At 40.8% G+C, this 15,156-nt stretch carries 13 protein-coding genes; 4 read left to right on the top strand and 9 right to left on the bottom strand.

The annotated features are described in order from the left end of the window. Nucleotides 1-96 precede the first annotated feature (96 nt). Nucleotides 97-3,855, bottom strand: a complete 3,759-nt coding sequence (locus MKX34_RS09605; RefSeq protein WP_036679238.1) for an alpha-L-arabinofuranosidase C-terminal domain-containing protein — start codon at nucleotides 3,853-3,855, stop codon at nucleotides 97-99. A gap of 224 nt (nucleotides 3,856-4,079) precedes the next feature. Between MKX34_RS09605 and MKX34_RS09600 the strand changes: the two genes are divergently transcribed. Beyond that, a complete protein-coding gene (locus MKX34_RS09600; protein WP_256717583.1) occupies nucleotides 4,080-4,685 on the top strand; it encodes a GNAT family N-acetyltransferase in 606 nt (201 codons plus the stop codon). Between the two features lie 86 nt (nucleotides 4,686-4,771). Here the strand turns inward: MKX34_RS09600 and MKX34_RS09595 are convergent, their stop codons facing one another. Both MKX34_RS09595 and MKX34_RS09590 read right to left on the bottom strand, forming a co-directional pair. Then, nucleotides 4,772-5,221: a helix-turn-helix domain-containing protein gene (locus MKX34_RS09595; protein WP_244886453.1), complete on the bottom strand. Its 450-nt coding sequence runs from the start codon at nucleotides 5,219-5,221 to the stop codon at nucleotides 4,772-4,774. Between the two features lie 203 nt (nucleotides 5,222-5,424). Next, entirely contained in the window at nucleotides 5,425-6,462 is a 1,038-nt protein-coding gene (locus tag MKX34_RS09590) for an NADH:flavin oxidoreductase/NADH oxidase (RefSeq protein ID WP_036679236.1), read from the bottom strand. A 243-nt stretch (nucleotides 6,463-6,705) separates the two neighbouring features. On the opposite strand from MKX34_RS09590, the gene MKX34_RS09585 reads away from it, so the two are divergent. After that, the gene (locus tag MKX34_RS09585; RefSeq protein ID WP_076098496.1) at nucleotides 6,706-7,086 is read left to right on the top strand and encodes a VOC family protein; all 381 of its coding nucleotides are present in this window, start codon (nucleotides 6,706-6,708) and stop codon (nucleotides 7,084-7,086) included. A gap of 32 nt (nucleotides 7,087-7,118) precedes the next feature. Here MKX34_RS09585 and MKX34_RS09580 read toward each other — a convergent pair whose 3' ends face one another. Together MKX34_RS09580 and MKX34_RS09575 are read right to left on the bottom strand one after the other, a co-directional pair. Continuing rightward, on the bottom strand, nucleotides 7,119-7,769 hold the full coding sequence (locus tag MKX34_RS09580) for a suppressor of fused domain protein (RefSeq protein WP_038569717.1): 651 nt from the start codon (nucleotides 7,767-7,769) through the stop codon (nucleotides 7,119-7,121). A 60-nt stretch (nucleotides 7,770-7,829) separates the two neighbouring features. Then, nucleotides 7,830-8,921, bottom strand: a complete 1,092-nt coding sequence (locus MKX34_RS09575) for an alpha/beta hydrolase (protein ID WP_076273123.1) — start codon at nucleotides 8,919-8,921, stop codon at nucleotides 7,830-7,832. Between the two features lie 180 nt (nucleotides 8,922-9,101). On the opposite strand from MKX34_RS09575, the gene coaA reads away from it, so the two are divergent. Continuing rightward, nucleotides 9,102-10,037, top strand: coding sequence for a type I pantothenate kinase (coaA, locus tag MKX34_RS09570; protein ID WP_036679230.1), 936 nt, complete (start codon nucleotides 9,102-9,104; stop codon nucleotides 10,035-10,037). 166 nt (nucleotides 10,038-10,203) lie between these two features. Next, the gene (locus MKX34_RS09565; RefSeq protein ID WP_076273122.1) at nucleotides 10,204-11,148 is read left to right on the top strand and encodes a glycosyltransferase family 8 protein; all 945 of its coding nucleotides are present in this window, start codon (nucleotides 10,204-10,206) and stop codon (nucleotides 11,146-11,148) included. A gap of 17 nt (nucleotides 11,149-11,165) precedes the next feature. On the opposite strand, the gene MKX34_RS09560 is transcribed toward MKX34_RS09565, so the two are convergent. The 4 genes from MKX34_RS09560 to MKX34_RS09545 form a co-directional block, all read right to left on the bottom strand. Beyond that, a complete protein-coding gene (locus MKX34_RS09560) occupies nucleotides 11,166-12,404 on the bottom strand; it encodes an RICIN domain-containing protein (RefSeq protein WP_076296046.1) in 1,239 nt (412 codons plus the stop codon). Nucleotides 12,405-12,581: 177 nt separating this feature from the next. Then, nucleotides 12,582-13,322: a hypothetical protein gene (locus MKX34_RS09555; protein WP_076273120.1), complete on the bottom strand. Its 741-nt coding sequence runs from the start codon at nucleotides 13,320-13,322 to the stop codon at nucleotides 12,582-12,584. 507 nt (nucleotides 13,323-13,829) lie between these two features. After that, nucleotides 13,830-14,474, bottom strand: a complete 645-nt coding sequence (locus MKX34_RS09550) for a hypothetical protein (protein WP_036679224.1) — start codon at nucleotides 14,472-14,474, stop codon at nucleotides 13,830-13,832. Between the two features lie 143 nt (nucleotides 14,475-14,617). Then, entirely contained in the window at nucleotides 14,618-15,139 is a 522-nt protein-coding gene (locus MKX34_RS09545; protein WP_051491057.1) for a hypothetical protein, read from the bottom strand. Nucleotides 15,140-15,156: the final 17 nt, after the last annotated feature.

Raw genomic sequence — 15,156 nt, 5'->3', positions numbered from 1 at the left:
TTCTCTCTATATAATCATCAACCGATTTAGAGGCTTGTTAAACAACAACACGCGCCGAACAAAAAGATCGGCGCGTGTTGGAAAGCATATTTTCTATTAAATCAGATCCAGAACAATCACATTTACGGAATTGGCAGCTAGCTTCACAACTGCCGTGTCTTTATCAATTACGATTTCTGTTTCGACTGGTGTAACCTTCTCATCATTTTTTCTGTTCACATTAGGTGTGTGAACCAGCGAGGCGTCTCCGGTTAAGGTAATCCGTTTACCAGTAGCAGCTACTTTTAAGCCTTTTAGATCAAGCTTCGTTGCTTTTTCTACACCATCCGCATTTACAAGCTTCACATAAAGATGCTTATCATCTTTAGTTACGGAATTATATACCTCTCTGTTATAAGCCTCAAGCTTATAATCCAGTACTTTGCTTGTTACCTTGCCATCTGTATAAGAGCAAATCAAATGTTTGCCATCTGCTCCACCATAATTAACGGTGATAGTATATTCCGTATGATCCGCAAGCTCTTCATAGCAACTGGCTCTCAGGTTACCAGCAGCGGTACTAGAGGAATAATCGCCGAGAGTATAAGCCTCAATCCCTTGCTTGTACACCTTGACTCCTGTGGCATCACCATTATAGCCAATCGCATATTCGATGACATCTTTATTTTCCGGTGAGATTTCTGTCAGACCTGCGCCTACATAGAAGCCATCTTCGCCAGAAGCTTTTTCAGCTACAACCTCTACTTTATAATTAGTCCACGCGTCATTAAGGATATACAATCCATTCAGTCCGCCATTCTGCGCTTTCAATACCAGACCTTTGGAAGGATCAATCGTATATCCGGCAGAGCCAGGAATCACTTTCCAAGCTTCATTCAGCGGCTGCGTGAAATCTTGATCCAACCAAACACTGCCATCTACATTCGAGGTCACTTTCACCCGTTTCACGATCACAGCTGATTTCCCGGCAGCCACTTCAATTCCTCCATGAGGAATGAGGTCTACCTTCTCCCCGTTGCGATAAGTCGAAAATGAGGTGCCAACCACTTTGGTTCCCAGGTATTTAGCATACAGCTGCTGAACATAATAGTTCGGTGTGTACCATACGGTCTCATCATCGAACCAGATGCAATCCGGTGTCCATCTATAGGTGCCATCTGTCAGAACCTTGTTGAACAACGGTGCCGTTGCCGCCAATCTAATCACATCAGAGTTATTCTCGAAGCTGGACATAATCGCTGCCTCAGCAACAGCTCCTGCCAATGTGTTTTTATCTGTGGAAGCATATTCACCCACAAAAACCTTTGAAGTTTCAGCCTCATCCAAGCTGCCGTCTTCCTTATAGGCTCTGTAATAGTAGTTGTAACGATCAGCATTCTCTAACAAATACTCATTGGAACGGTAGTAATGCTCATCCGCAATGGTATCCATGTAGTTCTTTTGTTTTTCGTACCAGGTAACAGTCTCTTCGATGCTCGATGTACCATCCGTAAAGCTGATTTTTTCCGAGCCCTGTAAATTTCCGCTTAGGAATTTCCAACCTTGCTGGTAAGCATCATCATCTGCCTGTGCACCCACGGTAGAGAGAATAGTCAATTCATGATCAGGATAGTTCTTCACCATATACTCATCAATCACTGTTTTAAAATATTCGAAGTTGGCAAAAAACTCTGTACCCCAGTTTTCATTCCCCACACCCAAATAACGCAGGTCAAACGCTGCTTCATGGCCCATCTTTTTACGCAATGCAGCCCACTCATTATTGTCAAAATCCATGCTAATCGCAAAATCAATCAGATCCGTAAAGTTCTTCACATAATAATCTCTTAACGCACCGCCAGCTGGATTCGCATAATCCGAACGAGCTTGACAGAGTACGCCGCAGGCCATAACCGGAAGTGGTGTTGCGTTCAAATCCTCGGCTAATTGGAAATACTCCATATATCCAAGACCCATGGTCATCATGTAGCCCCATACGTTATAGTTCTCTTTGCGCAATTCGATATCGTTGACGGACTCTTTCCAATCGTACACGTTCTCCCAAATGTGAGAACCTTCAGAAATACAACCCCCAGGGAAACGCAGGAATGTAGGATGAAGATCAACGAGTGCATTCACTAAGTCTTTTCTTAATCTATAGTTTGGATTTCCTTTATAGTTAGCATGAGCTGTAGCAGAACGTTCCTCTTCACCAGCGCCCCAAACGTCATCAGGAATTAAGGATACCATATCAATGGAGATCTCACCGTTAAAGGTTAACGCCAGCTGACCAAGCACAGTTTCAGACCCTGTTAATACAAGCTTAGAATCGACACCATACTTCTTCCAGTTGCCGTCACCGTTTACTTCAACAACTGCAGTATCGCTGATGGCTTTACCGTCTTTGTCGAGCAATTGCAAGGTAATTGTGCCCGCTGCTTCTGCCTTCGCCCAGATTGTGAAGTTGTACTTGGCATCTTCCTTAATAAACATCGAGCAGTGCTGATTGGAATCCGCAAAACCTCTATTATTAATAGTCGCGCCATCCGCTACCGTCACATAATGAGCATTCATATCTTTATCTTCGATGCCGAAGAAATCGTTTAATCCGCCTGTATTATGGACAGTCATTTTCTCTGTATCCCCAGACCATGCGTGAAGAGGTGTATAATTTCTTCCGGTGGAAGCACCATGTACACCACATACATGCGAATAGCTGTCAAAAGCAAAAGATTCGAAGGAGCGATTCTGCACTAGCTCTGCATAGATCCCACCGTCTGCTGCGTTGTTAATGTCCTCATAGAATAAACCATATAGAATTTGGCTAACATCCAAAATCTCCTGATTACCATCAATAGTTAAGGTGTATGGTGGCAAATCTTCCGGAAGCACAGACACCGTGAAGCTCTTTTCTACTGTACTAGCTCCCTTTTTCAAATGTGCTGTAAGCGTTACGCCTTGAGCAGATTGAACTCCTTTATTCACAACACCTTCATTAGAAATGACTTTGGAATCGCTGGATACCCAAGATACGTCAACTTTTCCGCCCATCAGCGAAACTGGCAACTCAATATCTTTGGTAATGATCGAGCTTGGGAAGGTTAAGTATTTATCTTTTGCAAGCTTTACGATATCTTCATCCGTCAAAGATTCGCACATGATTTCAATCACTTCATCTTGAGTTAAACCTGCTTTATATACACGGAAGTCCGAAATATAGCCGCTAAAATCAACATCTGCCGCGTATTGGGATTTCCCGATTGTATTATTGCTATAATTCTGTTGATCTTCAAAAGTAGCAAACCATGTACGCAGCTTAGCATATGTGCCACTCGAGGTTTGGCTGATCATTCCATCCGCAACTACTTCACCATTTACATACATCACAGGACCTGCACTGCTTAGTGTTCCACCTTCTGTACCTGTAACTGCAAAGGAAACATGTACCCATTCATCAGTCGCAAAGGATTTCCCTGGATCTGCGATTAAGTCTTCCCCTGCAAAACAAGTCCCCCGCAAATTGCGAGTTACGAAAATATAAGGTCCTGTTTCACCTTTACCAAAATCAAAGATTCTTTCCCATAAGCTTGAAGCTTTGCTTACATACATCCATGTCGAAATTGTAATTCCTGTATGGTCACTGACCTCTTTAAGCAGATCGTTAGGTAATGAAATATAGGATGTGCCATGTTCTCCCCCAGCAAGCGAAACAGCTTGTCTACCTGCTACGGATTTAATAGCCGGCAGCGTAGTACCTGAAGCGGTTCCATCATTGCCGTTCCCCGAGAAATCTTGACCCACATCCTCTGGATTATCAAACTTATAATGCGCAATTAGACTACCATTAATAAATTTGTTACCGTTGTCATTTTTCATAAAATATCACCTGTTATCTTTATAGTAGAAATCTTAAAAACCTAACTGTATTAGTTCATTGCCGTTTATACGAAACATAATAACATATTTTATAGTCAATTAATATATTAACCAATTAATATTTATGTGAAATAAAAGAAAACAATTTTTATAATCAAATATTACCAAATCAATCATTTATTCCATGGTAAAATATCTGTTAGTTAATAAAGGAGTGGTGAAAGTTGAGCGAAGCTGTGAATGAAAAGGCCAATTCTAGTGATTTATTTACGATTGATTGTAAAGATATTTTTCTGCGGGAATATAGTGTGGAGGATTTAGAGGAGTTTCATGCGCTTACTCTACAGCCTGAAATTATTGAATTCTTGCCAGATTGGAATGTTCCTAAAGAACAACGGTTGGACTGGTTAATAAACTATGAAATAAAAGAGAACCAGCAGTTTCTTCAAGTGATCTCAGCGGGCGGAGATATCGGAGAGCTTCGTCTTCGTTTAGGCATTATTTTAAAAGTGTCCGGTGAGTTTATTGGTTGGTGTTGTACAGGAATTAAGGAGGAATTGCCCGTTCCTAACAGAGAGATTATGTATGCCATATCCAAGGATCATCGCGGTAACGGCTACACTACTCAAGCTGCCAAGGGATTAATTAAGTATTTGTTTGATAATAGCTCTACCGATGTATTAAACGCCATTGCTCTGAAACACAATATCCCGTCTAATAGAGTCATTCAAAAATGTGGTTTCGAGCTTCTTGACGAGATTACAATTGAACATGAAGACTATAATTACTACCGGCTTTTTTCCCAGCAACAGCGGGATGAACAGGTATGATGTAAATAGCGCCTTACACTAAAAAACCTCTGTATGGGAAATGGAGATTCGGTCCATTTACCAAAACAGAGGTTTTTATTGTGAATTCATGATTGATGCTTCATGCGAAGCATTTGATCCAAAAGCTCTTTCACATCTTTTTCTGGAAAAGCTGCAAGCAGGGTTTCTTGAAAGGTATCTTGTGCACGAAGAAGCTTGTCTTCGCCAATGGCAGTCAAGGCAGTATAGATACTTCTGCGATCAGCATCACACGCTTTTCTTTCTAAAGCGCCACAGCCTTTGGCCTCAAACCGACTAACCAGTCGGGAAACTGCACTCTGGCTTAAACCCACCATAGCTTCTAGCTTCTGCAATTTCAGTTTCTTCTCCGGCGCTTCCGATAAAAATAACAGCAAATAAAATTCTTTTAAGGATAAGCCATGTTTGGCTTGTAGATTAGCTTCCAATTCATTCGTCACATTCATTTGTATATGCGTTAACGTCAACCAACTCGTTATAAGGTCATTGTTAAGAATGTCGTCCATTTTATTATTCATCTCCCGGGTGTATGGCTTTTCATGATTTTTTCCTTCTATATAATAGTACTACAATCCACAACCATACATAAAGTATAGCTTCGATACTTATACTTTATTTTATTTTAAAAAAGAGGAGAGACCGTTTCTCCAAGAAGCCGGCCCCTCCACACTTTACAATTATTTTGTTTGGACTTCAGACTTCATACCATTTATATTAGTCTTTACCCATTAATTCTTGGAAACCCGAAAGTATACTGTCTAGGAATGCCGGCATCTTTCTGAAGTTCAACCCCAGCTTCCAGCGTCCAGTATGGATTTCTCAACATGCCCCGGCCCACGGCAACAAGATCAGCTTCCTCATTCCCAATCACGGCATTAGCAAGTACAGGCTCATCCAATCTGCCAACCGCAATAACCGGAACATTCAAGCCATACTTGATTTCTCTAGCCAAAGGAACCTGATAAGCTGCATGCGTCCCTGGTTTCCCGGCAGCTGCGATAGGACCTTCACCACCTGCACTGATATGGAAAATATCTGCGCCCGCTTCTTTGTAAGCTTTACTAAATTCCAAGCTTTCTTTGATACCGTACCCGCCCTCAACATATTCTTGGGCGGAGATACGCATAATCAATGGCATTCCTTCCGGCATTTCACTTTTTGCTGCGCGAATGACTTCTGTACCAAACAGTGTTAAATCCTTGCCGTATTCATCTGTTCTTTGATTGGTTAGAGGGGAATGGAACTGATGAATAAGATAACCATGCGCTCCATGAAGCTCGATAACATCAAATCCCGCTTGTATCGCCCGCTTCACGCCCAACCGGAATTTCTCAACCATAGCTTTCACTTCTTCAGTTGTTAATGCACGTGGTGTTTTGGAGTCAGCGTCAAAAGGAACGTTAGATGAGGATACAGGAACTGCTGCATCTTCTGCTTTACGTCCGGCGTGTGCAATTTGAATACCTACTTTAGCGCCATAAGAATGACAAGCTTCAACGATTCTGGCCAGTGCAGGAATTTGCTCATCAGACCAAATGCCAAGATCAAAATCAGTAATCCGTCCATCAGGCTCCACGTCCGTCATTTCAATAATAATTAATCCGGTTCCGCCAACGGCTCGACTTACGTAATGATTATAATGCCAATCCGTAGCAATTCCGTCTTTGTTAGACACTGAATATTGACACATCGGAGGCATAACCACGCGGTTCTTCAGCTTCAAATCCTTCAATTCATACGGGGTGAACAAGTCCTTCATGATATCTCTCCTCTTTATAAAAAACTAAGTATAGTATGATCAATGCTACCAGTGAACATGAGTTTCTAAGTTCATCTTATATATTTTTATAAATGCATGCTCATGCATGTATATTATTATAGAACAGCGATGGTGTCAACCGTGAATAATCTTCTGCTTAATGGAAACTCCATGTATTGTTGAAACTTCTACCTTGAGGTAATATATGGATATCTATTTTTCTTTGAAAGGATGACCTCACTCGTGGACAAAAAGCTCTTACAATCGCATAGTATTTTCCCTACCTTGAATATTGAGCAAACTGCTGCCTTCTACAGCCAGTACTTAGGTTTTAAAGCTGTGCCCTATTTAGATACACAAGAACCACATCTTTGTTTGTATCGCGACGATACAGAGATTATCCTTACGCAATCCCATGGACAAAAGGTCATTCCCAATCGAGAGTTGTACGGTTATGGATACGATGCCTATTTTATTACGAAGCAGCAAGAAGAGTTGGAGAAGGAGTTCGAAGCCGCCGGTGTTCATATTGTTCGTTCTTTATCAAACACCGATTATAATAACAAAGAATTTGTGATCGAAGATGTAGATGGTCGCTGGATTGCTTTTGGAATCAAAAAATAAAAAAAACGGCTCTCAGCCGTTTTTTCTTGTATTTAAAAGAGTCCCCATAACTTCTTACAACTATTTTTACGGGAAGGATCCAAAACATCCGTAACCCCAATCTTATTTAACTTGTGTAGTAACTCTTCCTCGCTATGCTTGATTTTATAATCTAACTCCTCCCCATAGAGCGGAATTAACGTATAAAAGTGCACCACTTTCTCACGGGTCATTTCTAAATTAAAGAAACCGGCTTTATCTTTTACATCTGGAACCCAAACGAACATCCCTTGAAATCCTGTATCCTCACTATAAGGCTGGGCGGGATTACCGTTCACAAGCGTATGCCCCATATAAAGCCATGTATTATATTCATGCGGAAACCTAGCCATTGTTTTCAGGGCCCGAATCGGCCAATAATTCCGTTCATCCTTAAACGCCTCATCCGACAGCTTCCAGGTAGGAGGGAGACAAATCATTATTTCAGCATATTGATATTCTTCTGCACCTTCTGGCACCGTCATCGGTAATTCGCTCATTCCAGAAGTAATTAAAGTATAGAAGTTCCGCTCAGGCGTCGGATCAAGAATTAGAATATCTATCGACAGAACACCTGAAATAATTTCTTTAAAAACATTATCAATAACACCTATGTATTTTTCAATATGATTACATATTTTCTCATTAGACTGAGCAGAATGCATTCATAATTCCCTCCCTTATATATGTTTATCGGTATAAACAAAGGAGAGTTTATTGCTAATTTACAGAATTTCTTCTCCACTACCATGGATCTCACAAAAATCTTTATGAACACTACTAATTAATGCCGAATAACCTTGCCCCTGATCTAAAAGATGTTCCAAAAGGAACTTACTTATAAGCTCATTTAAGCAAGTATGAATTTCACAGGTTCTTTGTTTTAAAGTCTCTCCTTCCTCATAAAGAGGCAGATCGCTAAATGACATATGTGTAGCATTTCGTATTTTCAGAAAAGATTTATATCCGTTCCAATTCTGAAAAAGCGCCTCTTGTCCTTTGATGAAATCATTTGCCAGTTTCTCCTGTAATATATTACTTAAGGATTCTAAGGTCGAGGCCTTTTGCCTTAATACAAGAAGCGGCACAGTATTGTTCTTCTCTTCATTCTCAATATATAAGTGCATGCTTGCATCTAATAAAATAGCAGCTTTAATTCTATCGTCTTCCATAGTTAAATCTAATGCAGTAGCACCGCCGATGGAATGGCCGATAATACCAATCTTATTCATATCAAATAAGCCCTTCACATCTTTATCCATAGAATTAAGCGTGGACAGGTGATCCAGAACGTATTGAATATCTTTTTTTCGAATGGAGATTAAGTTATGTAAATCGGTATAATCCGCAGCTTTTATTTGCCTTATGGCTTCGGATTGATTAATAAATTCTCCACTAGGGCAAACAGTAAACATAGCTTCGTACGCAGCACTGACCGTTACCACTATGAAACCTTGCTTGGCCAACGCTTCTATATTATAAATATACATATCTCTATCTAAACCTAATGCAGGTGAATAGATGATGACTGGATAGGAGCGTTTGGATTTGCTTTGAAAGGTTCGATCGCTGATTGAGGTTGATAATGTATTTATGATTTCCATATTCATGCCAATATCTTGTAGAAGCTCTCTCGCCTGTTGTTCACAGGGCCCGAAAAGCTCCATATACTTCATTGCAGATGCGTTTTTATTTAATACACCCTCTGTATCCGGATAATAAATACTTATAACTATTTTCCTTCCCTCTGACTCTTCTTGGAACGTTTCCGTGCGTGTGTAATCCTTCAATAATTCAACTTTTCGAAAAACTCCCATTGCTCCACCCCATTCTTCCTAATATTCTATATTTTAATTGATTTTCCCATTTACTGAAATGCAATCTCCTTAATGTCCATAATAATGTCGATTACAATGAATGGAATGAAGCTGTATGAACGGTTATAATACCTAAGTGCATAAGAAATCTCTAAAAACTTCAGGGATGTGGAAAATTTAATGGTGAATAATTCAGCATATACACTTTATTTACGTGAGGATTGGAAAAAACTAAGCGATTTCACCGCTATCCAATTATCAGAAGAAGAACTTATGGAAGTCCAAAGTATTAATGAAAAAATCTCCAGCGAGGATGTTAACGAGGTCTATCTTCCTCTGTCCAATCTGCTAAATCTGCAACTTCTATCTGCTCATAAATTTAATGAATCTATAAATCACTTTCTGAACAATGATGTAAAAAAAGGTCCATTTATCATAGGCATCGCGGGAAGTGTCGCTGTTGGCAAAAGCACTACGGCCAGACTCCTACAAAAACTTCTCTCACAATTACCTTCCCATCCAAAGGTGGATTTAGTTACGACTGATGGGTTTCTACATCCCAACGCAGAGCTGGAAAAGCGCGGTATAATGACGAAAAAGGGCTTTCCTGAAAGCTACGACACGCGTAGTTTAATTTCTTTTTTAACGGATGTGAAGTCTGGGGTGCCGCGGGTCCAAAGCCCTGTATACTCTCACTTAACTTATGATATTGTGCCAGATGAATATATTACGATTGAGAATCCGGATATTCTAATTGTTGAGGGCTTAAATGTTCTTCAGACTGCGATTACAAATAATCATAATATGCCTAACTATTTTGTATCTGATTTTTTTGATTTTTCTATTTATGTGGATGCTGATGTAAACGATATCGAGACATGGTACATTGATCGGTTTATTAAGCTCAGAGATACTGCCTTCCAAGATGAACAATCTTATTTCAAAAAATATGCACAGCTGTCTCTAGAGGAATCTATTGAAATCTCAAAGCGGATCTGGAAAGAAATAAACTACGTTAATTTGCAGCAAAATATTCTGCCCACCCGAAATCGTGCGGATCTTATAATGCATAAGGACAACAATCATCACGTAGATCGAATTAAGCTGCGAAAATAAAGATTGAAGTCCTTAGCCGACCAAGTTGCTGAGATTCAGCACTTGGTTTTTTTGGTGCTCACATCAAATTGGGTGAATATTCTGGGTTTAATGTCTCTGTCCTCTGATCAAGGCGAACGTATACTGTGGTACATTCGTACACAAACGTGAAGAGAGGATAAATCAAATGATCGATATCGCCTTGGCTTTTCAAGATAAGGATGGGAAATATGCTGAACATGCCGGAGTCGTTCTAGCGTCAATTTTTCATCATACGAGTTCCCCAATTCATATTCATATTTTACATGATGTTTCTTTAAGTGAAACTAATAAGCGCAGGCTTAGCGCATTAACTACAAAACATAATCATACCCTTAGCTTTTATTCAATCACTATGCCTGATGATCTAACTCAGGTGCTAGCCAATGTTAACTCCATTAATGTATGGACGCAGGCATGTATGTATCGATTGCTTCTTCCTGCACTAATACCCGTGGACAAAATCATCTATCTGGACTGCGATGTATTAGTGAATATGGACATTACTGAATTATGGCAGGTTGAATTGAATGACAAGTATTTGGCCGCAATTTGGGACCAGGGGATTAGAGAGGTTGCTCATATTGTGAGCGCTAAGGGATTAAATCCTGATCTTTATTTTAATTCCGGAGTGATTTTATTTTCTTTGCATAATATCCGCCAGAATACCAACTGGTACGAAGAAATGCTAACCTTCCTACGTACCTTTCCTGATGTCACCATGCCAGATCAGGATGTTCTGAATGCGGTTTTTGGTGGGAATTACCTCCCCCTAGATATCCGTTTTAATTCGTTCAACACAAACATTCCGGACCATGATTTCACTAACAAAATCATCCATTTTGCCGGAGATGATAAATGCTGGAATAAAGATTCCGCGGGTTCATCCCTATATCAGCAATTCCTAAAGCTAACCCCTTGGAGAATCACCAGAGCCAAAATCAGACGAAGAAAACGGAAAAGCAGCCCTTTAAAACCACACCTCACCCGAAAAAGAAACAAGCAGAAAATAAAAATTGTTCAGTTGAACTTAACCCCTATTCTTTTATCCGATTTAAAACAAATTAGACCGATTAGAAAAAGCCCCATTTGATATGGGGCGGCATTTCTTTAGTTCACTTTCGTAAAAAACCATTTCTGAGCATCACTCCCGTTATCCGTCCACTGCTGGACAGCTGCGCCATCGGCTGTTGATGCTCCGGATACATCCATGGCTAATCCGCTCACTTTTGAAATAAGCTTATAATAGCCCCCTCCAACATCAATAATGCTCCATCGCTGAGCGTTGGTACCATTGTCATCCCACTGCTGCAGCTGTACACCGCTCGCGGTCGATGAGTTCGGCACATCCAACACTTTTCCACTATGCACTGCCGTAAGCTTGTAATAACCGTCGCCTGTACTCTCCACTTTAAATTTCTGATTATTGGCAGTGTAATTGGTCCATTGCTGCATTTTCGCCCCGCTTGCTGTGGATACATCCACTACGTCCAGAACCTTACCACTAGCCTTGTCAGCTAAAGTGTAAATTCCACCACTAACAATGCTTGAGGTAGGCGCAGCCTGATACACACGTACGTAATCAACCAGCATTTGAGCTGGGAAAGCAGTTGAAGCATTTGGACTTCCCGGCCAATTTCCACCCACGGCAAGGTTTAGCAGGATGAAGAAAGGTTTCTGGAACTCCTCCGTATTTCCGGTTCCGTTCTCAATATAAAAAGCATTAAACGGGTTGCCGTCTACAAACCATCTTATATAATTCGCATCCCATTCCACGCTGTACACATGGTACTGTGAGAAATCGAGGTTACTAGATACCTGACCGTACTCGGCATGCCCATTGGCATCCCAATGTACCGTCCCGTTAACAAAAGCATTATTGTTCACACGCTCCATAATGTCCGTTTCCCCAGATTTCGGCCAACCCACTGAATCAATATTCGCCCCAAGCATCCAAAATGCTGGCCAGAGTCCCTGTCCTGAAGGTAATTTGATTCTAGCTTCGATTTTTCCGTAGGTGAAGCTTTTGAGTCCCTGTGTTTTGATCCGTGCAGAGGTATAATTCATCCCCCCATACGACTCCTTTTGTGCAGTAATCACTAAATTCCCACCCGTTACCTGCAGGTTCTGCGGACGACTGGTATAATACTGAAGCTCATTGTTTCCCCAACCTCCGCTACCCGTACCTATTTCCGCCGACCAATTATTAGTGTTCAGAGAATTCCCATCAAATTCATCACTCCATGCCAGATTCCAGCTTGATGCCGCGCTTGAACTCCCTGTAGGTACCCAAGCAATTAATAGGGTGAACAGCAGAAATAGACTTAACATTTTTCCTTTTCGTAACATCGTCTTTTCCTCCTACTGATTTCATTGCGCGGCGCGCTCGCACATTTGAAACCGGTTTCGAATAATGGATAAAACAAAACGTTATCCCATAAACAGCTATAACAGCCAGAGTCAGGTTAACGCCTCGCTTCATTTGATGTGTACGTCTTTTCTAAACGCAATATGCCAACATTTCGATTAAAGGGACCATTTTCCATAGTTCTGCATGCTTAATGTCCAGGTTTTCTCTGCGTATTTTACCGTCGCCATACTCTCTGAGAGCGTCCATGCGATACCAACATACTGGTCCTTTTGATCGTCAAGGAATGATTTCCAATGTTGTCCCCCGTCTATCGTTATATATAACAATGTATGTTCATTTTCAGCGGGCCGAGTAATTAAGATTCCTTGATCCTTCGTAAGAAAGAGGGGAGGATAAGCATAGATTTGCGAGTTTACTAACTCATCCGGCACTGTGACTGTCTGTTCACTCCAGGTAACTCCACCATCCATTGTTTTATATAAACCAACTTTTCCCTGCCAAGGCGCATTCGTTGTAATCCAGCCTTCTTTTTCGTTAACAAAAGTAAGTCCCGATTTCACCCCGCTAGGAAGAGTACTTCCTGCTTGTAAGCTATCCCCCATCTCCTTCCAAGTCTCTCCCCCATCACTAGTTGTATAAAGCTCCATATCTTCACGTGACATTCCTTGAAAATGATAGACTGCTTTCCAACCTATATTTTTGTTGAGGAACACAGTATCTTCTCTGCGGTTATCTGAAGAATCAGTATCAGAATTCAAATTTGTATTTGGATTAGGATTAGGAGAAGGAGAAGGAGAAGTTTCCTGATTAGAAGTTGGATGAGGGATTGGAGTGGAATTGGAACAACCAGATGCTATCACTGCAGCAATTAGTAGTATTGAAACTAGATATTTCATCTTGTTACCACACCTTCTGTTATTTTTCTGAAAAAGTATAGTGGTGCTGTACATATAGCTTGGTCCGCAAACGTATTCAGTAAATGAAATTTTATCCTAAAATATCTGAAAAGTATTTACAGTTTCTTTATATAATCCAGCAACACCAAGGCCTATCGGACCGAGGAGACGTTATTGGTTCATTTTCAAGAGAATTCTTCTGTTAACGGACTGAGATGCAACTATTTGGCTAATCCTCCTACTTTTATAGGCAATAAACAGACAATAAGTGCTATACGGTCCGCGAGTTCGGTAAATGGAGCTAAAAAGCAAAGATAAGCGCTATACAGTCCGAAGATAATGTGAACGAAACCTTCAAGCAGCAGGTTATCAGCTTAAAGCTATCAGCTCAAAGTAGATATGAATGAATTCATCAAGCAAGGATCTACTCTTTGAATGTCAAAAGAAAAAGAAACGGCATTTCTGCCGTTTCTTTGGGTTATGGATGGTCAGGGCTCAGAGCCTGTTTTACTCCAATCCATGTTCTCTGCGGATGTTATACATACCCTGAACAAGCAGCTCAGATGGATCCCGGTTCAATTGCAAATGGGTCAGCAACAGATGAAGCGGGAATGCACATACGTTATTCCCATCGGTGATCGCTGGAAATCCAGCCTCGAAGACTGGTCCCAATTTCTCGTTCCAAGCTAGCCCGACATGCACTTTTTCTGGAGCAAATTCTTGGGTAATTTCCTCAATACAAAGCGGAACTAACACATTGTCAATGATCCCTTTTGCTTCTTCTTCACTTGCTGGTGGTTTTGGAAGTGTTTTGCCTCCCTCAATTTTCATCAGCTCAACGAAGAATGAGGCCATCCATGCTGCCGGATCCTTACCCGACTGGAATCTTGCAATTAACTCGCGCAGAAAAAATCCGCAGGAATACACCTGATCTAATTCAGTTTTCACGTGAAAAACAAAAACAGGACCGTAGGCTTCCATGTTCAATACTTGTCCTTCAACATCTTTAAAGTGTACTCTCAATGCTACAAGGCCGTTATGGTGAACAGCCTTTAGCAGCTGTGCCATATCCTCTTCAGACATTTCTGTATTATCATTTACTTCCTCATTCTCATTTGTTATTTCATTTTCATTAGTCGTCTCATTGTTCATTTTATAATTCCCTCCCATACCTATCATACCATCTAGCGAATTGAACGAACACTTTATAATAGAACAATTTCTACCAGATTGCAGAGAAAACAAAAAAACGGCAGCTTTGCCGTTTCTCTGTTCGTCTCGCTGGAGCTCAATAGCTAGATCATATCCCTTACTTTCTTCACTATTTTACCAGTTAATTGATTAATATCCCCCTCATTTAACTTATAAGCTGAGGTATCTTTACGTGCAGGTTTGTGATCTGCCGATATCAGATCAGCGATATGCTGCTCGATGAATACAACAGGATCTGCTCCAGTTCTTTTTCTGAGCTCCCCTGGCACCTTCGGATTTGGACCGTCAGCTCCGCCACTGATTGAAAGGTAACCATACTTTTGCGGATTTTTCTTCAAATCCTTTAAATAGGCACGGAGCGGTGTGGCCACTTTCCCCATCCAAACCGGTCCAAAAAATAGGATAATATCATATTTTCCTATTTGCTCAGGCTTCGGTTGAACCAACGGTATCCTGTCAAAAATCATATCGAAGGTAATCCTACCGAGTGTTCGGGGTTTGGCTTCCGAGATTCGGATATGTTCAGCCGACAACGCATTCGCCACACTCCTTGCTAATGCTTCATTATTACCTGTGAATGAATACGAAATGACTGCAATGTTCATATAAATTCTCCTTAAAA

The sequence above is a fragment of the Paenibacillus sp. FSL R5-0636 genome (genome assembly GCF_037974255.1).
Lineage (GTDB): Bacteria > Bacillota > Bacilli > Paenibacillales > Paenibacillaceae > Paenibacillus_AQ > Paenibacillus_AQ odorifer.
This window is presented reverse-complemented; position numbering and strand designations above follow the sequence as displayed.

Bases quoted from the DNA above. Each gene is read 5' to 3' on its own strand.
- MKX34_RS09560 (WP_076296046.1), bottom strand. From the start codon at position 12,404: ATGTTACGAAAAGGAAAAATGTTAAGTCTATTTCTGCTGTTCACCCTA.
- MKX34_RS09550 (WP_036679224.1), bottom strand. From the start codon at position 14,474: ATGAACAATGAGACGACTAATGAAAATGAAATAACAAATGAGAATGAG.
- MKX34_RS09555 (WP_076273120.1), bottom strand. From the start codon at position 13,322: ATGAAATATCTAGTTTCAATACTACTAATTGCTGCAGTGATAGCATCT.
- MKX34_RS09575 (WP_076273123.1), bottom strand. From the start codon at position 8,921: ATGGGAGTTTTTCGAAAAGTTGAATTATTGAAGGATTACACACGCACG.
- MKX34_RS09595 (WP_244886453.1), bottom strand. From the start codon at position 5,221: ATGAATAATAAAATGGACGACATTCTTAACAATGACCTTATAACGAGT.
- MKX34_RS09590 (WP_036679236.1), bottom strand. From the start codon at position 6,462: ATGAAGGACTTGTTCACCCCGTATGAATTGAAGGATTTGAAGCTGAAG.
- MKX34_RS09565 (WP_076273122.1), top strand. From the start codon at position 10,204: ATGATCGATATCGCCTTGGCTTTTCAAGATAAGGATGGGAAATATGCT.
- MKX34_RS09545 (WP_051491057.1), bottom strand. From the start codon at position 15,139: ATGAACATTGCAGTCATTTCGTATTCATTCACAGGTAATAATGAAGCA.
- MKX34_RS09605 (WP_036679238.1), bottom strand. From the start codon at position 3,855: ATGAAAAATGACAACGGTAACAAATTTATTAATGGTAGTCTAATTGCG.
- coaA (WP_036679230.1), top strand. From the start codon at position 9,102: ATGGTGAATAATTCAGCATATACACTTTATTTACGTGAGGATTGGAAA.
- MKX34_RS09580 (WP_038569717.1), bottom strand. From the start codon at position 7,769: ATGCATTCTGCTCAGTCTAATGAGAAAATATGTAATCATATTGAAAAA.